Below are 23,272 nucleotides of genomic sequence, written 5' to 3' on the forward strand. Positions count from 1 at the left end.
TAGGGTGTTCGCCAGTGCGCGGAAGAAGCCGGCAAACGGAATGTCCAGTTCGATCGCGGCCCAGATGTCCAGCCGTTCTTCTCGTAAGTCATCATATAAGTTCATGGGTCCGGAGGACAACATTTTTTTGCATCTCGCGGGCCCGTGGACGCGGTTCCATAAAATGAATAATAGTCCTAGTATTATGATTTACATGGACTAAATTCGGAAATTCCGCTTCTTGTCAGTATATTCCCTAGTAGTCCGGGATTTCCCGCTGAATCTACAGTCTGCATGTCATACGACAACATGCAATCTCACTGTCCCCGCAAGGCCTCCCATGAAACTCAAGACTGTCAAGATCACGCCCATCGCATTCAAGGATCCCCCGCTGCTGAACGCCGCGGGCATCCACGAGCCCTACGCGCTGCGCACCATCATCGAACTGGAAAGCGACACCGGCCGGATCGGCCTGGGCGAAACCTACGGCGACGCGCCCATCATCGAACTGCTGCGGGCCCTGCAGCCGAGCCTGATCGGGCTGGACCCCTTCGACCTGAACGGCCTGCGCCGGCGCGTCCAGGACACCGTGGCGCGCACCCAGGTCAGCGCCAACACGGCCTACAAGCTCGCGCCCGGCACCGATCCGGCCAAGAACGTCCAGAAGCTCTATTCCGCGCTGGAAGTCGCCCTGATGGACATGCAGGCGCGCCACCTGGGCGCGCCGCTGGTGGACCTGCTGGGCGGGCGCGCGCGCGACGCGGTGCCCTTCAGCGCCTACCTGTTCTTCAAGTATGCCCGCCACGTCGATCCCTCCTATCCCGACGACGCCTGGGGCGAGACCCTGACGCCCGCGCAGCTGGTGGCCCAGGCCGAGACCATGATCGGCCGGTACGGCTTCCAGAGCATCAAGCTCAAGGGCGGGGTGCTGGAGCCCGAACAGGAAGTCGAATGCGTCAAGGCGCTGGCGGCCCGTTTCCCCGGCATGCCGCTGCGCATCGATCCCAACGGCAACTGGTCGCTCGCCACCGCGATCGAGATGGGCAAGCGGCTCGACGGCCTGCTGGAATACTACGAGGACCCCTGCCCGACGCTGGCCGACATGGCCGCGCTGCACCGGGCGACCGGCCTGCCGCTGGCGACCAACATGGTGGTCACGGACATGGCCCAGTTCCGCGAGAACGTCTCGGCCAACGGCTGCCAGATCATCCTGTCGGACCACCACTACTGGGGCGGGCTGCGCGATACGCAGCTGCTGGCGCGCATGTGCGAGGTGTTCGGCATGGGGCTGTCCATGCATTCCAACTCGCACCTGGGCATCAGCCTGATGGCCATGGCGCACGTGGCCGCCAGCGTGCCGACCCTGAGCTACGCCTGCGACACGCATTACCCCTGGCTGGATCCCGACGAGGAAGTCGTCGCCGGCGGGCACCTGCGCTTCCATGATGGCGCCATCGTGCTGGGCGACGCCCCGGGCCTGGGCCTGGAGATCGACCAGGACGCCCTGGCGCGGCTGCACGAGCAGTACCTGAGCTGCGGCATCCGTTCGCGCGACGACGCCGCGCAGATGCGCAAGTACCGGTCCGACTGGAGCGGCAAGGCGCCGCGCTTCTGAGCACAGCCGGGACGGCCTGGGCGGGAAGCCGAAGACGGTGCAGATTGCACGGCGGGGCGAACCAACAACGCGATCCGCCCCCAGGCCGTTCCGGTCAAGTCACGGGGCCGGGGTTGAACAGCACCAGATCGTTGACGATGCCCCAGTGCTCGGCCCAGGTCTTGCGGCCGCTGGCGACTTCCAGGATGCGCTCGAACAGTTCCTGGCCCAGTGCCTCGATGCTGGCCTCGCCGCTGGCGATCCGGCCGGCGTCGATGTCCATCAGGTCGTGCCAGCGGCGCGCCAGGTCCGAGCGCGTGGCGACCTTGATGACCGGGACCTCGGCCAGGCCGTAGGGGGTGCCCCGGCCGGTGGTGAAGATGTGCACGTTCATGCCCGCCGCCAGCTGCAGGGTGCCGCAGACGAAGTCGCCGGCCGGGGTGGCGGCGTACAGCAGCCCCTTGTCCCGTGCGCGCTCGCCCGGGGGGACCACGCCGCGGATCGGCATCGTGCCGGACTTGACGATGGAACCCATGGCCTTCTCGACGATGTTCGACAGGCCGCCGCGCTTGTTGCCCGGCGTGGTGTTGGCGCTGCGGTCGGCCTGGCCGCGCCGCAGGTAATCGTCGTACCAGGCCATCTCGCGGATCAGGTCGCGGGCGACCTCGGGCGTGGCCGCGCGCGCCGTCAGCTGGTCGATGCCGTCGCGCACCTCGGTGACCTCGGAGAACATCACGGTGGCGCCCGCGCGCACCAGCAGGTCGGCGGCGTGGCCCACCGCCGGATTCGCGGTGGCGCCGGAAAAGGCGTCGCTGCCGCCGCATTGCACGCCCACCACCAGGTCGGAGGCGGGACAGGTTTCCCGGCGCCGCCGGTTCAGGCGCTCCAGGTGGGTTTCCGCCATCGCCAGGATGTCGTCGATCATGCTGCCGAAGCCCACGTGCCGCTCGTCCTGCAGGCGCACCAGGTCCGGGTGCGTCTCGCCGCGGTCCTTGAAGCGCTCGGGCATGAGGCGCTCGGGCTGCAGCTTTTCGCAGCCCAGGCTGACCAGCATGACCTCGCCGCCGAAATTCGGATTCTGCGCGATGTGGCGCAGGGTCTTCACCGGGATGGAGGCGCCGGGGGCGTCGATGGCCACGCCACAGCCGTAGCCGTGGTGCAGCGCCACGGCGCCGTCCACGTTCGGATAGCGCGGCAGCAGTTCGCGGCGGATGCGCTCCAGGGCGATGTCCGCCACCCCGGCCACGCACTGCACCGTCATGGTGATGGCGAGGATGTTGCGCGTGCCCACGGAGCCGTCGGCGTTGCGGTAGCCCTGGAAGGTGTAGCCGGCCAGGGGTTCGGGATCGGGCACGGGGGCGGTGCAGATGGGCAGCTCGTCCAGGGACGGCGCCGGCGGCATGCGCATCACGGCCTCGTAGACCCAGCTGCCGGCGGGCAGCGGGCGGGTCGCGTGGCCGATGACGACGCCGTAGCGCACGATGGCGCCGCCCTCGGGAATGTCGCACAGGGCGACCTTGTGGCCCTGCGGGATGGCTTCGAGCAGGGTCGGGCCGTCGGGGATGCGGGCGCCCGCGGGCAGCCCCCGGTCGTTGGCGACGATGGCGACGTTGTCGCCCGCGCGCATGCGGATCATGCGGGGGACCTGGACGGTCGGTCTGGGGGAATGCACGGGGAGTCTCCTTGTGATCATCTCATCATACAACTAGAGATTTGCACTGACAATCGGCCGTGTGCGGCCGGATCGAGATCATTGCCCTATGCAGTTCGCTGCCGGGTCCGGCGGGAACAGGGTAATCGATAATGTGTCATCGTATGAGTTATCTCTTCGGGAATGCAGTATCATGAATCGGTCCGAACCCACAGACCCCGCCCATGGCCTCCGTTCCCGCCCGCCGTTCGCGCAATCTCACCCAGAATGTCGTGGCCGCGCTCTCCGAGCGCATCCGCCACGGCGAATTCCACGTCGGCGAAAAGCTGCCGACCGAGTCCGCGCTGATGGAGTCCTTCGGCGTCAGCCGGACCGTCATCCGCGAGGCGATCTCGCGCCTGCAGGCCGCCGGCCTGGTCGAGACGCGGCACGGCATCGGCACCTTCCTGCTCGAACCGCGCAACGAACAGCAGCTGCGCATCCGCACGGAAAACATCCTCACCATGCTGGACGTGCTGGCGATCCTGGAACTGCGGATCAGCCTGGAGACCGAGGCGGCGGGGCTGGCCGCGCTGCGCCGCACGGACGCCCAGCTGCAGCAGCTGCGCGTCATCCTGGACGAGTTCGCCGAACACGTGCGCAAGAAGACCGGCAACGCGGTGGTCTCGGACATCGCCTTCCACCTGATGGTGGCCACGGCCACGGGCAACCGCTATTTCCACGACATCCTCAAGCAGCTGGGCAAGGCCATCATTCCCCGCACGCGCGTCGATTCGGCGGCGCTGGCGGAAAACGACCGCACCGGCTATCTCGGCCGCGTCCACGTCGAGCACGAGGACATCTACAACGCCATCGTCCGCAAGGACCCGGACGCGGCGCGCGCCGCGATGCGCACGCACCTCACCAACAGCCGGGAACGCCTGCGCCGCGCCCAGGAAGCCGCCGCGCAGGACGCCTGAGGGCGTTCGCGCGCCCGCCGCCGCCCGGCCTCCCGACCCGTTGACCCGTTGACCCGTTGACCCGTTGACCCGGCACCGGCGCCGTCCATTTCCAACGCGCCGCAGCGCCTCGGCCTCTTATAGGTATGTCATCGTATAAGATGATGGGGTCCGGCTTCCCGCACGGATTCCTGGCGAAATCGCCACACAAACCATCCAGATGTAAGGGTATACGCTAATCCGGCAGGATTCCGCTTGTTGCCCATCGCCCTATGTCATATGATAACGTACGACATGAATGGACGAGAGGGCGTGACGCGCGCCTTCCAGAATCAGAGGACACCACGCATATGACGACTTGCCAGGAATTGAAGGACATCCTGAGGGACGGACTCCTGTCGTTTCCCGTCACGGATTTCGACGCCCAGGGGGATTTCGACCCCAAGGGCTATCAGGCCCGCCTGGAATGGCTGATGCCCTACGGCGCCCGCGCGCTGTTCGCGGCCGGCGGCACGGGCGAATATTTCTCCCTCACGCTGGACGAGTTCTCCCGGGTGGTGCGCACGGCGGTCAAGACCTGCCAGGGCCATACGCCCATCCTGGCCGGCGCGGGCGGGCCGACCCGCACGGCGATCGCCTTCGCCCAGGAGGCCCAGCGCCAGGGTGCGGCCGGCCTGCTGCTGATGCCGCACTACCTGACCGAAGCCCCGCAGGACGGCATCGCCGCGCACGTCAAGGAAGTCTGCCGCTCCGTCGAGATCGGCGTGGTGCTCTACAACCGTGGCCAGTGCCGCCTGTCGGCCTCGATCCTGGAGCAGCTGGCCGACGAATGCCCGAACCTGATCGGCTTCAAGGACGGCGTGGGCGACATCGAGAACATGGTGCGGGTGCGCCGCCGGCTGGGCGACCGCTTCGCCTACCTGGGCGGCCTGCCCACGGCCGAGGTCTACGCCGAGGCTTACCGCGCCCTGGGCGTGCCGGTGTATTCTTCCGCCGTGTTCAATTTCATCCCCGCCACGGCCATGAAATTCTACGAAGCGGTCAGGGCCGGGGATCACGAAACCACCGGCCGTCTGCTGGACACCTTCTTCCTGCCGATGCTGGAGATCCGCAACCGCAAGCAGGGCTATGCGGTCAGCATCGTCAAGGCCGGCGCGCGCATCGTCGGCCATGCGGCCGGCCCGGTGCGCGCGCCGCTGGTGGACCTGCAGCCGCAGGAAGAAGCCGCGCTGCGCGAGCTGATCGAGGCGCTCTGATCGACGGAGGCGAGCATGGCGACTGAAGAGTCCGGCATTTCCCGGCCATACGGCCGCATCCTCCTCACCGGCGCCGCCGGCGGCCTGGGCAAGGTGCTGCGCGAGACGCTGCGGCCCCATGCGCGGGTCCTGCGGCTGTCCGACATCGCCCCGATGGCGCCGTCCGAGGGGCCCCATGAAGAGGTCGTGGTCTGCGATCTGTCGGACAAGGACGCGGTCGACGCCCTCATGGAAGGCGTCGACGCGGTCGTGCACCTGGGCGGGATCTCGGTGGAGCGGCCCTTCGAGGAGATCATCGAGGCGAACATACGGGGCACGTACCACATCTACGAGGCCGCGCGCCGGCACGGGGCGCGCCGCATCGTGTTCGCCAGTTCCAACCACGTGATCGGCTTCCACCGGCAGGGCGTGCGCCTGGACAGCCGGTCGCCGCGCCGTCCCGATGGCTACTACGGTCTGTCCAAGTCCTTCGGCGAGGACCTGGCGTCCTTCTATCACGACCGCTACGGGATCGAGACCGTCAGCGTGCGCATCGGCTCGTCCTTTCCGGCGCCGCGCAATCGCCGGATGATGCACACCTGGCTCAGCTACCGCGACCTGACGGATCTCGTGCGGCGCGGCCTGTTCACTCCGGGCGTGGGCCACACCGTGGTCTACGGCGCCTCGGACAACCGCGACGGTTGGTGGGACAACTCCGGCGCCGCCATCCTGGGCTATGTCCCGCAGGACAGTTCCGAGCCCTTCCGCGCCGAGATCGAGCGCCAGCCGGCACCGCCGGCCGACGATCCCGACCAGGTCTACCAGGGCGGCGCGTTCACCGCCGCCGGACCCTACGAGAACATGCCGCCCGTGCGCCGGGCCACCCGCTCGGCGGGAGACGCCGAACTGGTCCTGCACCTGCGCAATCAGACGGGCGAGAGCCCGGTCTGGCATGCGGGCGAGCAGGCCCTGTACTGGGTCGACATCCAGGCGGGCGCGCTGCACCGCTGGCGTGTCGGCGACCAGCAGCACGCCAGCTGGCGCGCCGATCAGCAGCTCGGCTGCATCGCCCGCCTGCCCGAAGGCGGCTGGATCGGCGCCATGGAGGACGGCATCCATCGCCTGACGCCGGGCGCGGGCCAGATCCTGACGACGGAGCGCTGGACGGGCGTCGATCATGCGCGGCCCGGCATGCGCTTAAACGATGGCCGCTGCGACCGCCAGGGACGCTTCTGGGTCGGCACCATGCTGATGGACATGTCGCGGGCCGCCGCGGTCGGCGTGCTGTACCGCATGACCGGCCGCGGCGACGGGCTGCGCCTGGAGCGGATGGCCGGGGACCTGATCGTGCCCAACGGCATGGCGTTCAGCCCCGACGGGCGCACCATGTACCTGTCGGATTCCCATCCGTCGCGGCAGTGCGTGTGGGCCTACGACTATGACGCCGACGAAGGCGTGCCGGGCCGGCGCCGCGTGTTCATCGAAGCGCTGGCCGGCGGCCGGCCCGACGGCGCCGCCATCGATGCCGAGGGATGCTACTGGATCTGCGGCAACGACGCGGGGCTGGTGCATCGCTACACCCCGGACGGCCGGCTGGACCGCAGCCTGCGCGTGCCCGTGGCCAAGCCCGCCATGTGCGCCTTCGGCGGCGCCGGGCTGGATACCCTGTTCGTGACCTCGATCCGCCTGCCGGATGCGGCTCCGCATGCGCTGGACGGCGCGGTGTTCGCCCTGCGGCCGGGGGTGAGCGGAATCGAGGAATCCCCCTACGCGCCCTGATTCACCCTGGCGGCCCGTCTTGACGGGCCGCCTTGATTTTGCGGCACCCGCGGTACCCCCTGAAGTTCCAAACACAAAACCATCCTTCGACAGGAGAGAGGAAGACATGTCCTATTCAACTCTGAAGCGCGTCTCGCTGGCCATCGCCGCCGGCATGCTGCTGTCCACCGGCCCGGGGCTGTCCCAGGCCCTGGAGCTGCGCTCCGCCGACATCCACCCGGAAGGCTATCCCACGGTGCTCGCCGTCCAGAAGATGGGCGAGCTGATCAAGGAGCGCAGCGGCGGGCGCATCACCGTCAAGGTGTTCTCCGGCAGCGCGCTGGGCAGCGAAGGCGATTCGATCGAGCAGGTCAAGCTGGGCGCGCTGTCCATGGCCCGCGTCAGCAGCGCGGCCATGCACAACATCTGCGAAGTCACCCGCGTGCCGTCCCTGCCGTTCCTGTTCACTTCCAAGGAGCACCTGCACAAGGTGCTCGACAGCGACATCGGCGAACAGATCCTGAAGTCGTGCGAGCAGGCCGGCTTCGTCGGCCTGGCCTGGTACGACAGCGGCGCCCGGTCCATGTATTCCCGGGGCAAGCCGGTCCGCAGCGTGGCCGATGCCAAGGGCATGAAGATCCGGGTGCAGCAGTCCGACCTGTCGGTGGCGATGATCGAGGCGATCGGCGCCAACGCGACGCCCATGCCCATGGGCGAGGTCTATACCTCGCTGAAGACCGGCCTGATCGATGCCGCCGAGAACAACTACCCCAGCTACGAGAGCGGGCACCACTACGAGGTGGCGAAGTTCTTCTCCAAGACCGAGCACACCATGACGCCCGAGATCCTGCTGTTTTCCAAGCGCCAGTGGGACAAGCTGCCCGAGGCCGACCGCAAGATCATCCAGGACGCGGCCCGCGAGTCTGTGCCCTACATGCGCAAGCTGTGGGCCGAGCGCGAAGACAAGTCCCTGGCGATCGTCCAGCAGGCGGGGGCCCAGGTGGTCGAGGCCGACAAGGCGTCGTTCCAGGCCGTGATGAAGCCGGTCTACGACCGGTTCGTGACGACCGACGAGATGCGCGATCTGGTCAAGCGCATCCAGGCGGTGAAATAAAGTGCGGCGCGCCTCCGGAACCAGCCTGGCCGCAATGGCGGCGGGCGGCGGCGCGGCCGCCGCCCCGGCGGGCTGGTGGATCCGCCTGTCGGACGGCTACACCCGGGCCTGCGCCCGCCTGGCGCGGCTGTGCATGATGCTCAGCGTCGCGGGCATGATCGCCTTGCTGGCGGCGGTCGCGTTCCAGGTCTTCGGCCGCCACGTGCTCAACGACACGCCGACCTGGGCCGAGAGCCTCTCGCTGCTGCTGGTCCTGTACGTGACCATGATGGGCGCGGCCGTCGGCGTGCGCGATGGGACGCACATCGGCTTCGAGTCCCTGCTGCTGCTCGTGCCCGCCGCCCGCCGCCGCTTCCTGCTGCTGCTGGTCCATGCCCTGGTGCTGGCCTTCGGCCTGCTGATGGCCTGGAACTGCGCCGTGCTGGCCGAGTCCGTGCACGCCTACAAGATTCCCAATCTGGGCGTGTCCGAGGGCTGGAAATACATGCCCGCCACGATCGCGGGCGGGTTGATCATGATCTTTTCCGTCGAACACATCGTCGCAGTCCTGCGCGACAGGAAGGTGGAACCCTCATGGCGCTGACCATTCTTTCCCTGGCCTTCACGGCCTTCCTGGTGATCGGCGTGCCGGTCGCCTTTTCGATCGGGCTGGCGTCGGTCACGGCCATCGTCTACGAGGACCTGCCGATCGCCGTGGCGTTCCAGCAGATGACCTCGGGCATGAACGCCTTTTCGTTCCTGGCGATCCCGTTCTTCATCTTCACCGGCGAGCTGATGCTGTACGGCGGCGTGGCCGACCGCATCGTCGCCTTCGCCAAGGCGGTGGTGGGCCACGTGCGCGGCGGCCTGGGCATGTCCAACGTGCTGGCCTGCACGCTGTTCGGCGGCGTGTCGGGCTCGCCCGTGGCCGACGTGTCGGCCATGGGTTCGGTGATGATCCCGATGATGAAGCGCGAAGGCTACCACGCGGACTACGCCGTCAACGTCACCACGCACGCCGCGCTGGTCGGCGCGCTGATGCCGACCAGCCACAACATCATCATCTACACGCTGGCGGCCGGCGGCAAGGTCTCCATCGCCGCGCTGATCGCCGCCGGCGTGGTGCCCGCGATCCTGCTGACGGCATGCAATCTGGCCGCCGCCTACCTGGTCGCGCGGCGGCGCGGCTATCCGGCCGGCATCTTTCCGGGCTGGCCGGCGGTGCTGCATTCGCTGGCGGCGGCCGTGCCCGGCATGCTGGTGATCGTGCTGATCATTTCCGGCATCCTCAGCGGCGTGTTCACCGCGACGGAATCGGCGGCGGTCGCGGCCCTGTACGCCCTGCTGTTGACCGCGCTGGTCTACCGTTCGCTGAGCTGGCGGCAGTTCGTCGCCGCGGCGGCCAAGGCCGTCCAGACGACCGGCGTGGTGCTGCTTCTGATCGGGATCTCCGCGACCTTCGGCTATCTGATCGGCTTCTACGGCGTCGCCGAAAAGACCGGCGCGCTGATGGCCGCGGTCTCGGACAGCCCCTGGGCCATCTTCCTGATGGTGAACGTCGCGCTGTTCGTGCTGGGCACGTTCCTGGACATGGCCGCCACGATTCTGATCTGCACGCCGATCTTCCTGCCGATCTGCATGCAGTACGGCATGGGACCGGTCCAGTTCGGGATCGTGATGCTGCTGAACTGCGCGCTGGGCCTGAACACGCCGCCGGTGGGGACCACCCAGTTCATCGGCTGCGCGATCGGGCAGGTGTCGGTGGGCACGGTGATGCGCACGATCTGGCCGTTCTACGGCGCCCTGCTGGTGGCCCTGGCGCTGGTCACCTACGTGCCGGCCTTTTCCCTGTGGCTGCCCGGGCACCTGCTATCCTGATCCCCGTCCGGAGTCCGACCCATGACATCTTCCGCCGTCCTGCCGCGCCGTTCCGCCGTGGCGATCCTGCTCTGCGTGGGTGCGCTGTTCGCGGCGAACCATGTGGCGGCCCGCCTCGCCTTCGACGACCGGGCGGGCCTGCTGCTGGCCATCGTCTGCCGTTCCGGCCTGACCCTGCTGGTCCTGGCGGGCTTCGTGCTGTGGCAGCAGCCGCGCCTGCGCCTGGCGCGCGGCCAGGCCAGGTGGCAGCTCGTCCTCGGCGTGCTGATCGCGCTGCAGAGCCTGTGCCTGTATTCCGCCGTGGCCCGCATCCCGGTCGCCCTGGCGCTGCTGATCGGCAACACCTTTCCGATCCTGCTGGCCCTGCTGACCTGGGCGCTCGGCGGCTCGCCGCCCACGCGGCGCGCCAGCCTGCTGATGGGGCTGATCCTGTGCGGCCTGATCCTGGTGCTGGATCTGCCGGCCTGGCTGTCGGCTGCGGGGCCCGCGGCGCCGGGCTGGCAGGCGGGCATCGGCTTCGCGTTCATGGCGGCTTGCGCGTTCGCCTGCGGACTGTGGATCACCGAGCACCGGCTGTCGTCCCTGCCGGGCGCCGTGCGCAGCCTCTACACCATCCTGATCGTGTTCTGCGGCATGCTGGCGGCCGGGGCGGCCGGCGTGGTGCCCGGGGGCATGAGCCCGCCGTCCGGCGGGCAGGGCTGGGCCGCCCTGGCCACGCTGTCGGTCCTGTACGCCACGGCGTTCACGGTCCTGTTCGTGTTCGTGCCGCGCCTGGACATGGCGCGCAATGCGCCGGTGATGAACATCGAGCCCGTGGCCAGCCTGCTGTTCGGCTGGCTGCTGCTGGATCAGGTCTTCGGCGGCCTGCAGCTGCTGGGCGGCGCGGTGGTGCTGGGCGGGATCGTGCTGCTGGCGTATTCGAGGCGGCACTGAAGCGGTTCCCACCTCGCGGCCTGCAGGCCGCTCCGATTCGGCAGGCACGGATCGTCGAGGATTGGGACATCCCCCCACGTCGCGGCCTGCAGGCCGCTCCGATTCGGCAGGCACGAAATAGTCCGCAGGGACTATTTCGTGTCCGGCCTCATCCCGAATTCCTCAGCCCGGCGGCGATGCCGTTGATGGTCATGTGGATCGCGCGCTGGTCGCGCGATTCCTGCTCGTCGGCGCGGCGCGCGGAGGCGTGGCCGGAGCGCACGCGGCGCAGCAGCTCGACCTGCAGGTGGTTGAGCGGGTCGATGTAGGCGAAGCGCTCGGCCAGGGCGCTGCGCAGGGGCTCGTCGTGCGCCAGCAGGTCGTGGCCGGTGACGGTGCGGAAGGCGTCCAGCGTGGCCTGGTATTCGGCGGCGATGCGCTCGAAGATGCGCTTGCGCAGGGCCTTGTCGGGCACCAGTTCGGCGTAGGCGCGGCCGATGGCGAGGTCGGTCTTGGCCAGCACCTGCTCCATGTTGGACAGCAGGGTGCGGAAGAACGGCCAGTCGCGCGCCATGGCCTGCAGGCGCCGCAGGCGTTCTTCTTGCGGCAGGGCCTGGTCGGGGCCGCCCTCGGCCAGGTAGCGCCGCAGCGCCGTGCCCATGCCGTACCAGCCGGGCAGGGGCAGGCGGCACTGGGCCCAGGAGAACGACCAGGGGATCGCGCGCAGGTCCTCGATGCGCTGCAGGGCCTTGCGCGAGGACGGGCGCGAGCCGATGTTCAGGCCGGCGATCTCGCGGATCGGCGTCGAGGCGAAGAAATAGTCCGTGAAGCCTTCCGTGCCGTAGACCAGGTCGCGGTAGGCGTGCCGGGCGGTCTCCGACATCCAGGCCATGGCCTCGCCGTAGCGGGCGGCGTGGTCGTCCTCGGCGCGGCTGGCCGGCGATCCGGACGCCAGGCTGGCCTCCAGCGTGGCGGCGACGAAGAGCTCCAGGTGCGAGCGCCCGACCTCGGCGTCCTTGTAGCGGCCCTGGATGATCTCGCCCTGTTCGGTGAGGCGGATCTGGTTGTTCACGGTGCCCGGGGGCTGCGACAGGATGGAGTCGTAGCTGGGGCCGCCGCCCCGGCCCACGGAGCCGCCGCGCCCGTGGAACAGGCGCAGGCGGGTGCGGTGCCTGCGGAAGACTTCGACCAGGCGCCGCTCGGCCTGGTAGAGCGACCAGTTCGAGGTCAGGTAGCCGCCGTCCTTGTTGCTGTCGGAATAGCCCAGCATGACTTCCTGGATGCCGTGCTGGGCGTGGCGCACGCGCGCGGCGACCTCGGGCAGCGACAGCCAGGCGTCCATGATGTCCGGCCCGCGCTCCAGGTCGGGGATGGTCTCGAACAGCGGCACCACCATCAGCCCGCTGTCGGGCTCGGCGTCGTTCGCCGCGGTCGGCGCGATCAGGCCGGTTTCCTGCTGCAGCACCAGGACTTCCAGCAGGTCGCTGAGAGTCTCGGTATGGGACACGATGGTCTGGCGCAGGGCGGCCTTGCCGAAGCGGCGGCGGCAGTCGGCGGCCATGCGCAGGATGGCCAGTTCCTTGGTGGTCTCGGCCGAATATTCGATCCAGGGCGACACCAGGGGACGCGGCTCGCGCAGTTCCTGGCGCAGCACGCGGACGCGGTCGGCCTCGGGCAGCCGGGCGTAGCGCACCGGCTTGCCGTCCAGGGTCACGCGGGCGTGGCGCATCAGCTCGTCGAGCACGCGCTCGTGCACGTCGGAGCTCTGCCGCAGGTCCACCGTGGCCAGGTGCAGGCCGAAGATCTCGACCGCCTGGCGCAGGTGCGTCAGGCGCAGCCGCGCGACCAGGGCGCCGTGGTGCGCGTCCAGCGACTCGGCCACGATGCGCAGGTCCGCGGCGAGTTCGGCGGCCGAGCCGTAGGCCGGGGCGTCGTAGATGGTGCGCCGGGCCAGGCGCCGGCCGGTCAGGGCCTGCGCGGTGGCGGCGAGCCGGGCATAGATGTGGATGCAGGCGCGCCGGTAGGGCTCGTCCTGGCGGTGGGGCGAAGGGTCGCGGCTGGCGGCGGCCAGCTCGGCCAGGGCCGGGGTGACGTGCATCAGGGACTGCGAGACGGACAGCTCGGCGCCCAGGGCGTGGACTTCGGTCAGGTAGTGGCGCAGCACGTGCGCGCACTGGCGCAGCAGCGCCTGCTCCAGCGTGCCGGCGTCCACGTTCGGGTTGCCGTCGCGGTCGCCGCCGATCCAGCTGCCCATGTGGACGAAGGGCGGCAGCGGCGTGTTGTCCACGTCGAACACGGTGCGCGCCGGCTTGCGCAGCAGCGTGCCCATGTCCAGGTGGAGCTGGGGCAGGGTGCTGAAGAAGGTGCTGGTGTAGTAGGACAGGGCGTTGTCGATCTCGTCGAGCACGGTGAGCTTGCTCTGGCGCAGCATGCGGGTCTGCCACAGGGCGGCGATCAGGCCGGCCAGGCGTTCCTGCAGCCGGGCGGCTTCCAGCGGCGCGTGCGGCGTGTCCAGCTGGCGCAGGTGCCCGGCGATGGCCTGGTGCAGGTCCAGCGTGCTCTTGCGCTGGACTTCGGTGGGGTGCGCCGTCAGCACGGGCACGATGCAGGCCGAGGCCAGGTGCTGGCGGATGCGGGCGCCGGACAGGCCGGCGGCCTGCAGCAGATCGACGGCGTGCCGCAGGCTGCCCGGGACGGCGGGGCCTTCGGCCTGCCACTGCCGGCGCTGGCGGCGGGTCTGGTCGCGGTCCTCGGCGATGTTGGACAGGTGCAGGAAGTAGCTGAAGGCGCGCGCCACGGAATTGGCCTCGCCGTCGGCCAGGCGGCGGATCTGGCGCTCCAGCATGCGGCCGTCGCGGTCCAGGCCCTCGCGGCGGAACTTCACCGCCGCGCGGCGCAGTTTTTCGATCACGTCGTAGACGGCGCGCCCCTCGCAGTCCCGGATGACCTCCCCCAGCGTCCGGCCCAGCATCCGGATGTCCTGTCGCAGGGGGGAAATGGCGTCGTTCGGGGTTGCGGGCTTCACGGGGTCTCCATCGTCGGAATCAGGGCGTGCGCGGCCTGCCCGCCCCATCGTGCCAGGCGGGAGGAACCGTTTATCATAAGCGCTTTTGCCCCTTCCGTTTCCAGGACAGCCGCCATGCCGCACTATCGTTCCCGCACTTCTACCCACGGCCGCAACATGGCCGGCGCCCGCGCCCTCTGGCGCGCCACCGGCATGAAGGATGCGGACTTCAGCAAGCCCATCATCGCCGTGGTGAATTCCTTCACGCAGTTCGTGCCGGGCCACGTGCACCTGAAGGACATGGGCCAGCTGGTTGCGCGCCAGATCGAGGCGGCCGGCGGCGTGGCCAAGGAATTCAACACCATCGCGGTGGATGACGGCATCGCCATGGGGCACGGCGGCATGCTGTATTCGCTGCCCTCGCGCGAGCTGATCGCCGATTCGGTGGAATACATGGTCAACGCGCACTGCGCCGACGCCATGGTCTGCATCTCCAACTGCGACAAGATCACCCCGGGCATGCTGATGGCCGCCATGCGCCTGAACATCCCCGCCGTGTTCGTGTCCGGCGGCCCGATGGAGGCCGGCAAGGTCATCGCCAAGGACGGCAAGACCGTGGTGCGCAAGCTGGACCTGGTCGACGCCATGATCGAGGCCGCCGACCCCAATATCACCGACGAGCAGGCCGAGACCGTGGAACGCAGCGCCTGCCCGACCTGCGGATCCTGTTCCGGCATGTTCACGGCCAATTCCATGAACTGCCTGACCGAGGCGCTGGGCTTGTCGCTGCCGGGCAACGGCACGGTGGTGGCCACGCACGCCCGGCGCAAGGGGCTGTTCGAGCTGGCGGGCAGCCTGATCGTGCAGCTGTGCAAGCGCTGGTACGAGCAGGACGACGCCTCCGTCCTGCCGCGCAGCATCGCGACGTTCGAGGCCTTCAGCAACGCCATGACGCTGGACGTGGCGATGGGCGGCTCCACCAACACCGTGCTGCACCTGCTGGCCGCCGCCCAGGAGGCCGGCGTGGCCTTCACCATGGCCGACATCGACCGGATCTCGCGCCGCGTGCCCTGCCTGTGCAAGGTCGCCCCGGCCACGCCGGACTACCACATCGAGGACGTGCACCGCGCGGGCGGCATCATGGGCATCCTGGCGGAACTCGCCCGCGCGGACCTGCTGGACCTGAACGTGGGCAACGTGCACGCCGGCACCCTGGGCGAGGCCATCCGCCGCTGGGACGTGTGCGGCGAGCACGGCGCCGGCGTGGCCGACTTCTACCGCGCGGCGCCCGGCGGCGTGCCGTCCCAGACCGCGTTCAGCCAGGACCGCTACTACGAGACCCTGGACCTGGACCGCGAATCCGGCTGCATCCGCGACCGCGCGCACGCCTATTCGCAGGACGGCGGCCTGGCCGTGCTGTACGGCAACCTGGCGCCCAACGGCTGCATCGTCAAGACGGCCGGGGTGGACGAAAGCATCCTCACCTTCACCGGCCGCGCGCGCGTCTACGAAAGCCAGGAAACCTCGGTCGCGGGCATCCTGGGCGGCGAGGTCGGCGCCGGCGACGTGGTCGTCATCCGCTACGAAGGCCCCAAGGGCGGCCCCGGCATGCAGGAAATGCTCTACCCCACGTCCTACCTGAAGTCCATGGGCCTGGGCAAGTGCGCGGCCCTGCTGACGGACGGCCGCTTTTCCGGCGGCTCGTCGGGCCTGGTGATCGGCCACGCCTCGCCCGAGGCCGCCGAGGGCGGCAACATCGCCCTGGTCGAGGACGGCGACACCATCGAGATCGACATCCCCAACCGTCGCATCCACCTGGCGATTGGCGAGGAAGCCCTGGCGGCGCGCCGCGCGGCCATGGAGGCGCGCGGCGCGCAGGCGTGGAAGCCGGTGGACCGCCAGCGGGAAGTGTCCCAGGCGCTGCGGGCCTACGCGGCGCTGGCGACCTCGGCCGACCGGGGCGCCGTGCGCGACGTCGGGCAGCTGATGTGATGCGCCCTGGCGGCGGTCTCCGGGCCCCGGACGGGGATCAGAACCTGTAGTTCACGCCCGCCGTCACGCTGCGGCCGTTGCCGGGCAGGAAGGTGGGCATCGCGGTCGTGCCGGTGTTGCGGATGACGAAGGCGCTGGCGTAGGTCTTGTCGGTCAGGTTGTCGCCCTGTACGTAGGCCTGCCAGTGCTTGTCGATCTGGTAGTCCACCTTGAAGCCGAGCAGGGCGTAGCTGTCCTGCTGGGTGTCGGGCGTGTTGGCGTGGTTGGTTTCCGTGGCGGCCGGCATCCAGCGCACGTTCGGGCCGAAGCGCAGGCCGCCCACGCGGTACAGGACCTCGGCGCTGACCAGGTGGCGCGGCACGCCGGCGATGCGGTTGCCGGCGTATTCGCCGCCCTTGAAGCGGAAGTCGCTGAAGGTGTAGGCGACGCGGTAGTCGAAGGCCGCGCCCTCGCCGAAGGCGGGCAGGCTGCCGTTCAGGCCCAGCTCGATCCCCTGGTGGCGGGTGCCGCCGCGGTAGTTGTAGGTGCCCGCCGCGGTGCCGTTGGCGGTGCTCACCGACATCAGCTCGTCCTTCACGTCGCTGTGGTAGAGCGTCAGCGCCCAGTGCGGCGCGTAGGCGCCGGCGCCCAGCAGGCCCTCGCCGCCGATCTCGACGGTGTCGGCGCGCTGCAGCTTCAGCTCGCTGAGGCTGGAGGTGCCGACCGCGTCGTTCAGGGGATTGGGCAGGCTGCCGCCGCCGATGATTTCCCAGTACGTCGGCGCTTCGTTGCTGCGGCTCACGTTCACGAAGAAGCGCTGCGACTCGACCGGCTGCCAGACCAGGCCCAGCTTCGGGCTGACGTAGTTCCGGTCCTGGTCCAGCGATTTGCCGGTGAACCGGTCGCGCGCGTCGCGGATCGCCTGGGTGAACTTGGCATCGCCCACGACCGTCCACTGCGGCGCGACGTGCCAGGCGAAGCCCAGCAGGGCGTTGCGGTTTTCCGCCTGCAGGTCGTAGTTGCCGTAATGGGTCTTGCGGCTGCCGGTTTCCTTGTTGACGGTGTACAGGTCGCGGTCCATGTCGCTGCGCGACCAGTCCAGGGCGACGCGGTAGTCGATGGCGCGGAACTTGCCCGCGAGCTGCCATTGCGCGCCGTAGGTCATGCCCTTGGTCGCGGTGGTCGTCAGCGGATCCTGGAAGACGTCGTCGATGTTCTGCGCGTAGACGCCGACGGTGTTGTTCAGGGTCTCCGTGCCCCAGTAGGTGCGGTTGGCGGCGCGGAACTGGCGCGACGTGCGGTGCGGCTGGCGCTTGCCGATGTCGATCTGGTTGAAGGGCGGGTTCACCTTGACCCCCTCGCCGTTGGTCTGGCGCGGATCGTGTTCCATCTGCTCGCGCGTCACGACGAATGGGATGTCCACGTCCAGGTCGGTGTACGACAGGTAGGTGCGGTTCTCGAAGCCGTCGCCCTGGATGCCGAAATTGCCCTGCACGCTGGTGCGCTCGGAGCCGGAGTAGTGGCGGTAGCCGTCGTATTTGTCGTGGGTGACGCTCAGGCGGCCGTCCAGGTTGTCGCTGCGCAATCCCTTGGCGGCCTGGGCGCCGAAGCGGCCGAAGCTGCCGCCTTCCACGCGCAGCACGTCGCCTTCCGTGCCGGTCAGGGACTGGAAGTCCAGCTCGCCGCCCAGGGTGGTGGCGGCCGGCGACAGGGCGTTGGCGCCCCGGCGCGCGCTGATCAGGCGGGCGTTGCGCGGCTCCAGGAAGCCGATCACGAAGGAGCCGTCGGCCTCGTTCAGCGGCAGGCCGTCCTGCAGCAGCATCACGCCCCGGTTCACCGGATTGCTCTGGATGCCCGAGCCGCGGATGTTCAGGCGCGGCTGGTCCAGGCCGCCGAAGAATTCCTGCACCACCAGGCCGGGCTGGTAGTCCAGGGCGTCCTTCAGCGTGACCAGGCGGGTTTCCTTCTGCGGTTCGATCAGGTTGGTGCCGCCGGCCACGCCGTCCAGGCGGGCGCGTTCGGCCTTGACGCCGGGGTTCAGGGGAGTGGCCTGGGCGTCGCCGCTGACGGTGATGGGGTTGAGGCTCTTGACTTCCTGTGCGTGGGCCGGCGTCAGGCCGGCGGCCGCCAGGGCCAGGGCCAGCGCCAGGGGGGTGGGGGCGTAGGGTGCGCTCATCGGGGGTCCTCGGTCGAAGGGGATGTGGAAAAAAGGGTCGTGAAATCGGGCTATGGGCCGGCGGGCGGACTCGGCGGGGCGCCGGCGGCGGGCTCGTCGGGACGGCCGAAGGGGGCGGCCTGTTCCCGGACCCGGCCGTCGGCCACGAGCAGGATGCGGTCCACCAGGCCGGCGAGCTCCCAGGGCTGGTGGCTGATGCAGACCAGGGCGGCGCCGGTGGCGCGGGCCTGTTCGGCGCACAGCCGCCCCAGGTCGGCGCGCAGCGCCGGGTCCAGCGCGCTGAAGGGCTCGTCGAGCAGCAGCAGGTCCGGCTCCAGCGCCAGGGCGCGGGCCAGGGCGGCGCGCTGGGCCATGCCGCCGGACAGTTCGCCCGGCCAGGCGCGCGCCGCGTCGGCCAGGCCCACGCGGGCGAGCCAGCGCTCGCGCCGCGCGGCGATTTCGCCGGCGGGGACGCCGCCCGCGCGCAGGGCGATGTCCAGGTTGTCGGCCACGCTGCGCCAGGGCAGCAGGCGGGGCTCCTGGAACACCAGGCGGGTGCGCTGGAAGGTGTTGTGGCAGGTGCCTTCGTCCGGCCGCAGCAGGCCGGCCGCCAGGCGCAGCAGGGTGCTTTTGCCCGCGCCGCTCGGGCCGATAACGCCGATGCGCTCGCCGGGGCGCACGTCCAGGCCGATGCCGTCGAGCACGGTGTGCGGCCCGAAGGCCAGGCGCAGGTCGCGCATCTCAAGCATGGCTGGGCTCCTGCCAGCGGGTCAGGCGGCGCTGGATGGGCTGCAGCAGCAGGAATTCCAGCAGGGCCACCAGGCCCAGGATCAGCAGCACCCAGGCGTACAGCCGGCCGCTGTCGAAGGTGCTGCGCGCGTTGGCCAGCGCGTAGCCCACGCCGCTTTCGGCGCCCAGCACCTCGGCCATGACCACCAGCCGCACGCCGCCGCAGGCGGCGATCAGCAGCGCCGCCGTCAGGGGCGCGGCCAGCGCGGGCAGGTAGATGTGGCGCAGCCGCGTCCAGGCGCCGAAGCGGTAGACCTGGCCCATTTCCAGCAGGCCGGCGTCGATCATGCGCATGCCCTTGACCGTGTTGACGTACATGCCGGGCGCCATCATCAGGATGGTGATGAAGATCACCATGCCCGAGCCCAGGCCGAACCAGAGCATGGCCAGCACCACCACGACCACGGGCGGGATGGCCATCAGCAGCCAGCGCAGCGGCTCCAGCAGGCCGCGCAGGCGCGCGTCGTGGCCGGCGAGCACGCCCAGCGCGAAGCCGATGCCGCAGCCCGTGCCCACGCCCACGGCGATGCGCGTCAGGCTGTCGCGGCTGTGCGCCCAGAAGCCGGGGTCGCCCGCCAGCACGCCGATCGAGCGCAGCGCCTCCAGGGGCGTGGCCATCAGCATGGGCCCCATCAGGCGGGCGGCGAGCTCCCAGCCGGCGAAGATCAGGACGACGCCCAGCGCGGACCAGAGCCGGGAGGTGCGCTTGGGGCGGCCCGGCGCGGTCATGGCCCGTAGAACCCCGCGTCGGGCAGGCGGCCGCCGACGGCTTCGGGGTTGTGCTGCAGGATGAGGCCGTAGAGGGCTTCGAGGGCGGGCCGCACGGCCCGCGCGTCGCGGCTTTCCAGGCGGGTGACGCGGATCGAGGCTTCGATGGCCTCGACCGGCAGGAAGTCCAGGTGCTTGTGCACCAGGCGGGCGCATTCGGCCGGCTCGGCCTTGCACCAGCGCGTCGACCGGTCGTAGGCGCGCGTGAAGGCCTCGCCCAGGGCGCGGTCGCCGGCCAGGCCGGCATTGGCCATGATGCCGGCCTGGGGCAGGTCGGGATGGGCCGGGAAGGTGCCGCGCCAGGCCTCCTCCAGGCTCTGCACGCGGTGCAGCGCCGCGCCGCCCCGGCGGGCGTTCTGCGCCAGCAGCAGCGAGACCGAGGGCTCGGGCAGCAGGGCGCTGCGGGCCTCGCCGGTGAGCAGCAGGGCGATGGCGTCCTGGGCGTCGCGCGCGTAGCGGATGGCCGGCGCGCGTTCGCCGGTCAGGCCCTGCGCGTCCAGCAGGCGTTCCAGCAGCAGGGCGGGCAGGTCGCGCTGGAAGGTCGTCAGCAGCGGCTTGCCGGCCAGGTCGGCGACCGTGCGCACGTCCGGGTCGGCGCTGACGAACCACAGCAGCCCCCAGACCGAGACGTTGAGCAGGCGCACGGGCATGCCGCGGTTGGCCATGATGGCGGGCAGGTTCACGGGCGTGGCGCTGAAGTCCACTTCCTGCTTGGCGAGCAGCACGCGCAACTGGTCGGGGCTTTTCCAGTGGCGGAATTCCACGGTGCCGGCCCAGTCCGCCAGGGCGCCGGTCTCGACCATGTGGATGAGCGGGAAGCTGACGGCCGCCGTGGGGCCGGCCAGGACCAGGCGCTCGCGCGGCGCGGCCGAAACCGACAGGCCCATGCCCAGCAGGACGGCCAGCAGGCCCAGCCGCGCCAGGCGGTATGATGCTCGAAGGGATTCCCACATAACTGAATGCGAATTATTATCAATCTCGCATCGTCGCATTCCGAATCGCTCAACGCAAATGACAAAAGTCAATCCGACCGAGGATTCTCCCGCCCGGGTGCTGGGGCACCCGCTGTTCCGGGACGCGCCGCCGGAGGTGGCGCGCCTGCTGCTGCGCGACGCCGCGATCCTGCACGTCGAGGACGGCGACCTGCTGTTCCGGGAAGGCGAGGACGCCGTCGAATACCTGTACGTCGTGAGCGGCGGCATCGAGGTGCTGCGCCACACCCAGGACGGCCAGGAGCGCGTGTTCCACATCTTCCGCGTCGGCCAGCTGCTGGCGGAGACGGCCATGTTCATGACCCACGGCCGCTACCCGATGCATGCCCGGGCGCATGGCGACGCGATCGCCCTGTGCCTGAAGCGGGCCGGCCTGCAGGCGGCCTGCCGCGCCTGGCCCGACCTGGCCATGCGGCTGCTGGCGCGCCTGAGCGACCGGGTCTACCAGCGGGTCAACGAGGTGGAATGGTTCAGCGACAGCACGGCCGCGCAGCGCCTGGCCGACTACCTGCTGCGCCTGCGGCCGGGCGAGGGATCGTCCGTGCGCCTGCCCCTGACGCAGCGCCAGCTCGCGGCGCACCTGGGGGTGCGCGCCGAGACCCTGAGCCGGCTGCTGGCCGACTGGGTGGCGCAGGGCCGCATCGCCGGCGCGCGCCGGGAATGGGTCCTGCTCGATCCGGCCTTCCTCGACGATCTGGCGCAGCCCGCCCGGCGCAGCTTTTGACCGCGCGGGCCGATCCGCGCCCGGCGCGCCCCAATACCCGCATTCGACGTGCGCGTGTCCGGCCCGCCGGCGCGGAGTAGTTTTAAACTGGAAGATTCCCCACCGACTTCCCGAAAGGATTCCGCCATGGCCAAACCGCTGCGTTCCTCGAACATCACCCAGGGCGTCGCCCGGGCGCCGAACCGATCGATGTATTACGCGCTCGGCTACACGGAGGCCGATTTCGACAAGCCCATGATCGGCATCGCCAACGGCCAGAGCACCATCACGCCGTGCAACAGCGGCCTGCAGCCGCTGGCCGACGCGGCCGCCGCCGCCATCAAGGAATCGGGCGGCAATCCCCAGATGTTCGGCACGCCGACGATCTCCGACGGCATGGCCATGGGCACGGAAGGCATGAAATATTCCCTGGTGTCGCGCGAAGTCATCGCCGACTGCGTGGAAACCTGCGTCCAGGGCCAGTGGATGGACGGCGTGCTGGTGATCGGCGGCTGCGACAAGAACATGCCCGGCGGCATGATGGGCATGCTGCGCGCCAACGTGCCGTCCATCTACGTCTATGGCGGCACCATCCTGCCGGGCAGCTACTGCGGCCAGGACCTGAACATCGTCAGCGTCTTCGAGGCCGTGGGCGAACACGCGGCCGGGCGCATGTCCGAAGTCGAGCTGCACAACATCGAGACCCACGCCATCCCCTGCAGCGGCTCCTGTGGCGGCATGTACACGGCCAACACCATGAGCTCGGCCTTCGAGGTCCTGGGCATGAGCCTGCCGTATTCCTCCACCATGGCCAACGTGCACCAGGAAAAGATCGATTCCGCCGCCGAATCGGCCCGCGTGCTGCTCAAGGCCGTCGAGCTCGACCTGAAACCGCGCGACATCGTCACGCGCGAGTCCATCGAGAACGCCGTGGCCGTCATCATGGCCACCGGCGGCTCGACCAATGCGGTGCTGCACATCCTGGCGATCGCGCACGCCGCCGGGGTCGAATGGACCATCGACGACTTCGAGCGCGTGCGCCGCCGCGTGCCGGTCATCTGCGACCTGAAGCCCAGCGGCAAGTACCTGGTGGTGGATTTCCACCAGGCGGGCGGCGTCCCGCAGGTCATGAAGCTGCTGCTGAACGCCGGCCTGCTGCACGGCGACTGCATCACCATCACCGGCAAGACCATCGCCGAGACCCTGGCCGGCGTGCCCGACGCGCCGCGCGCCGACCAGGACGTGATCCGACCGCTGGACCAGGCCCTGTACCCCGAAGGCCACCTGGCCATCCTCAAGGGTAATCTGGCGGAACTCGGCGCCGTGGCCAAGATCACCGGCCTGAAGAATCCGGCGATCACCGGCCCGGCGCGGGTGTTCGACGACGAGCCCTCCGCCATGGACGCCATCCTGGCCGGCACGATTCATGCGGGCGACGTGATGGTGCTGCGCTACCTGGGGCCCAAGGGCGGCCCGGGCATGCCGGAAATGCTCGCGCCGACCAGCGCCCTGGTGGGCGAAGGCCTGGGCGATTCGGTGGGCCTGATCACCGACGGCCGCTTTTCGGGCGGCACCTGGGGCATGGTCGTGGGCCACGTCGCGCCCGAGGCCGCCGTGGGCGGCACCATCGCGCTGGTCGAGGAAGGCGATTCCATCACCATCGACGCCCACCGCCAGCTGCTGCAGCTGAACGTGCCCGACGACGTCCTGGCCGCCCGGCGCGCCGCGTGGACGCCGCCCGCGCCGCGCTACACGCGCGGGGTGCAGGCCAAGTTCGCCTTCAACTGTTCCGACGCCAGCACCGGCGCGGTGCTGGACCGCTTCGAGGATCGCTGAAACGAGGACCGCCGGA

Annotated in this window: 16 protein-coding genes and 2 pseudogenes; 12 read left to right on the forward strand and 6 right to left on the reverse strand. The window is 69.8% G+C overall.

Features of this window, described 5'->3' with window-relative positions; translation table 11 throughout:
- Positions 1 to 319 precede the first annotated feature (319 nt).
- Positions 320 to 1,594, forward strand: a complete 1,275-nt coding sequence (locus tag BN940_RS03720) for a glucarate dehydratase family protein (RefSeq protein ID WP_043680273.1) — start codon at positions 320 to 322, stop codon at positions 1,592 to 1,594.
- A 94-nt stretch (positions 1,595 to 1,688) separates the two neighbouring features.
- Here BN940_RS03720 and garD read toward each other — a convergent pair whose 3' ends face one another.
- Positions 1,689 to 3,209, reverse strand: coding sequence for a galactarate dehydratase (gene garD, locus BN940_RS03725; protein WP_043685761.1), 1,521 nt, complete (start codon positions 3,207 to 3,209; stop codon positions 1,689 to 1,691).
- 239 nt (positions 3,210 to 3,448) lie between these two features.
- Between garD and BN940_RS03730 the strand changes: the two genes are divergently transcribed.
- The 8 genes and pseudogenes from BN940_RS03730 to BN940_RS03760 all read left to right on the forward strand — a co-directional run bounded on the left by BN940_RS03730 (position 3,449) and on the right by BN940_RS03760 (position 11,059).
- Positions 3,449 to 4,183 (forward strand): FadR/GntR family transcriptional regulator, encoded by a 735-nt coding sequence (locus BN940_RS03730; protein WP_043680276.1) that lies wholly within the window; start codon positions 3,449 to 3,451, stop codon positions 4,181 to 4,183.
- A 329-nt stretch (positions 4,184 to 4,512) separates the two neighbouring features.
- The gene (gene kdgD, locus BN940_RS03735; protein ID WP_043680278.1) at positions 4,513 to 5,418 is read left to right on the forward strand and encodes a 5-dehydro-4-deoxyglucarate dehydratase; all 906 of its coding nucleotides are present in this window, start codon (positions 4,513 to 4,515) and stop codon (positions 5,416 to 5,418) included.
- Between the two features lie 15 nt (positions 5,419 to 5,433).
- Positions 5,434 to 6,255, forward strand: a pseudogene (locus BN940_RS03740) (NAD-dependent epimerase/dehydratase family protein); the annotation flags it as partial.
- Positions 6,256 to 6,390: 135 nt separating this feature from the next.
- A pseudogene (locus BN940_RS18285) lies at positions 6,391 to 7,176 on the forward strand (SMP-30/gluconolactonase/LRE family protein); the annotation flags it as partial.
- A 106-nt stretch (positions 7,177 to 7,282) separates the two neighbouring features.
- Positions 7,283 to 8,269, forward strand: coding sequence for a TRAP transporter substrate-binding protein (locus tag BN940_RS03745; RefSeq protein WP_043680281.1), 987 nt, complete (start codon positions 7,283 to 7,285; stop codon positions 8,267 to 8,269).
- Between the two features lie 133 nt (positions 8,270 to 8,402).
- On the forward strand, positions 8,403 to 8,852 hold the full coding sequence (locus tag BN940_RS03750; RefSeq protein WP_052356032.1) for a TRAP transporter small permease: 450 nt from the start codon (positions 8,403 to 8,405) through the stop codon (positions 8,850 to 8,852).
- Positions 8,843 to 10,126, forward strand: coding sequence for a TRAP transporter large permease (locus BN940_RS03755; protein ID WP_043680284.1), 1,284 nt, complete (start codon positions 8,843 to 8,845; stop codon positions 10,124 to 10,126). The genes BN940_RS03750 and BN940_RS03755 overlap by 10 nt, the downstream gene beginning before the upstream one ends.
- 21 nt (positions 10,127 to 10,147) lie before the next feature.
- Entirely contained in the window at positions 10,148 to 11,059 is a 912-nt protein-coding gene (locus BN940_RS03760) for an EamA family transporter (protein WP_043680286.1), read from the forward strand.
- A gap of 148 nt (positions 11,060 to 11,207) precedes the next feature.
- Here the strand turns inward: BN940_RS03760 and ppc are convergent, their stop codons facing one another.
- Positions 11,208 to 14,111, reverse strand: a complete 2,904-nt coding sequence (gene ppc / locus BN940_RS03765) for a phosphoenolpyruvate carboxylase (protein WP_052355585.1) — start codon at positions 14,109 to 14,111, stop codon at positions 11,208 to 11,210.
- Between the two features lie 66 nt (positions 14,112 to 14,177).
- Between ppc and ilvD (BN940_RS03770) the strand changes: the two genes are divergently transcribed.
- The gene (gene ilvD / locus BN940_RS03770) at positions 14,178 to 16,034 is read left to right on the forward strand and encodes a dihydroxy-acid dehydratase (protein ID WP_043680292.1); all 1,857 of its coding nucleotides are present in this window, start codon (positions 14,178 to 14,180) and stop codon (positions 16,032 to 16,034) included.
- 37 nt (positions 16,035 to 16,071) lie between these two features.
- Here ilvD (BN940_RS03770) and BN940_RS03775 read toward each other — a convergent pair whose 3' ends face one another.
- Genes BN940_RS03775 through BN940_RS03790 form a run of 4 tightly spaced genes read right to left on the reverse strand, consistent with a single transcriptional unit; the run spans position 16,072 to position 20,678 of the window.
- Positions 16,072 to 18,189 carry a TonB-dependent receptor family protein gene (locus BN940_RS03775; protein WP_043680295.1) on the reverse strand — a complete coding sequence of 706 codons (2,118 nt, stop codon included), beginning with the start codon at positions 18,187 to 18,189 and terminating at the stop codon, positions 16,072 to 16,074.
- A 50-nt stretch (positions 18,190 to 18,239) separates the two neighbouring features.
- A complete protein-coding gene (locus tag BN940_RS03780) occupies positions 18,240 to 18,917 on the reverse strand; it encodes an ATP-binding cassette domain-containing protein (RefSeq protein WP_084330498.1) in 678 nt (225 codons plus the stop codon).
- On the reverse strand, positions 18,910 to 19,686 hold the full coding sequence (locus BN940_RS03785; RefSeq protein WP_043680298.1) for an ABC transporter permease: 777 nt from the start codon (positions 19,684 to 19,686) through the stop codon (positions 18,910 to 18,912). The genes BN940_RS03780 and BN940_RS03785 overlap by 8 nt, the downstream gene beginning before the upstream one ends.
- Positions 19,683 to 20,678 carry an ABC transporter substrate-binding protein gene (locus BN940_RS03790; protein ID WP_052355586.1) on the reverse strand — a complete coding sequence of 332 codons (996 nt, stop codon included), beginning with the start codon at positions 20,676 to 20,678 and terminating at the stop codon, positions 19,683 to 19,685. The genes BN940_RS03785 and BN940_RS03790 overlap by 4 nt, the downstream gene beginning before the upstream one ends.
- Positions 20,679 to 20,736: 58 nt before the next feature.
- Between BN940_RS03790 and BN940_RS03795 the strand changes: the two genes are divergently transcribed.
- Together BN940_RS03795 and ilvD (BN940_RS03800) are read left to right on the forward strand one after the other, a co-directional pair.
- Entirely contained in the window at positions 20,737 to 21,441 is a 705-nt protein-coding gene (locus BN940_RS03795; RefSeq protein WP_043680301.1) for a Crp/Fnr family transcriptional regulator, read from the forward strand.
- 126 nt (positions 21,442 to 21,567) lie between these two features.
- The gene (ilvD, locus tag BN940_RS03800; protein ID WP_043680304.1) at positions 21,568 to 23,256 is read left to right on the forward strand and encodes a dihydroxy-acid dehydratase; all 1,689 of its coding nucleotides are present in this window, start codon (positions 21,568 to 21,570) and stop codon (positions 23,254 to 23,256) included.
- The last annotated feature ends 16 nt before the right edge of the window (positions 23,257 to 23,272 follow it).

The organism is Castellaniella defragrans 65Phen (assembly GCF_000612685.1).
GTDB classification, from domain to species: domain Bacteria; phylum Pseudomonadota; class Gammaproteobacteria; order Burkholderiales; family Burkholderiaceae_B; genus Castellaniella; species Castellaniella defragrans.

Excerpts from the sequence above, each read along its gene's own strand:
- BN940_RS03750 (WP_052356032.1), top strand. The coding sequence starts at position 8,403 with ATGATGCTCAGCGTCGCGGGCATGATCGCCTTGCTGGCGGCGGTCGCG.
- BN940_RS03755 (WP_043680284.1), top strand. The coding sequence starts at position 8,843 with ATGGCGCTGACCATTCTTTCCCTGGCCTTCACGGCCTTCCTGGTGATC.
- BN940_RS03760 (WP_043680286.1), top strand. The coding sequence starts at position 10,148 with ATGACATCTTCCGCCGTCCTGCCGCGCCGTTCCGCCGTGGCGATCCTG.
- garD (WP_043685761.1), bottom strand. The coding sequence starts at position 3,209 with ATGATCCGCATGCGCGCGGGCGACAACGTCGCCATCGTCGCCAACGAC.
- BN940_RS03780 (WP_084330498.1), bottom strand. The coding sequence starts at position 18,917 with ATGCTTGAGATGCGCGACCTGCGCCTGGCCTTCGGGCCGCACACCGTG.
- BN940_RS03745 (WP_043680281.1), top strand. The coding sequence starts at position 7,283 with ATGTCCTATTCAACTCTGAAGCGCGTCTCGCTGGCCATCGCCGCCGGC.
- BN940_RS03795 (WP_043680301.1), top strand. The coding sequence starts at position 20,737 with ATGACAAAAGTCAATCCGACCGAGGATTCTCCCGCCCGGGTGCTGGGG.
- BN940_RS03720 (WP_043680273.1), top strand. The coding sequence starts at position 320 with ATGAAACTCAAGACTGTCAAGATCACGCCCATCGCATTCAAGGATCCC.
- ppc (WP_052355585.1), bottom strand. The coding sequence starts at position 14,111 with ATGGGGCGGGCAGGCCGCGCACGCCCTGATTCCGACGATGGAGACCCC.
- BN940_RS03775 (WP_043680295.1), bottom strand. The coding sequence starts at position 18,189 with ATGAGCGCACCCTACGCCCCCACCCCCCTGGCGCTGGCCCTGGCCCTG.
- kdgD (WP_043680278.1), top strand. The coding sequence starts at position 4,513 with ATGACGACTTGCCAGGAATTGAAGGACATCCTGAGGGACGGACTCCTG.
- BN940_RS03785 (WP_043680298.1), bottom strand. The coding sequence starts at position 19,686 with ATGACCGCGCCGGGCCGCCCCAAGCGCACCTCCCGGCTCTGGTCCGCG.
- ilvD (WP_043680292.1), top strand. The coding sequence starts at position 14,178 with ATGCCGCACTATCGTTCCCGCACTTCTACCCACGGCCGCAACATGGCC.
- BN940_RS03790 (WP_052355586.1), bottom strand. The coding sequence starts at position 20,678 with ATGTGGGAATCCCTTCGAGCATCATACCGCCTGGCGCGGCTGGGCCTG.
- BN940_RS03730 (WP_043680276.1), top strand. The coding sequence starts at position 3,449 with ATGGCCTCCGTTCCCGCCCGCCGTTCGCGCAATCTCACCCAGAATGTC.
- ilvD (WP_043680304.1), top strand. The coding sequence starts at position 21,568 with ATGGCCAAACCGCTGCGTTCCTCGAACATCACCCAGGGCGTCGCCCGG.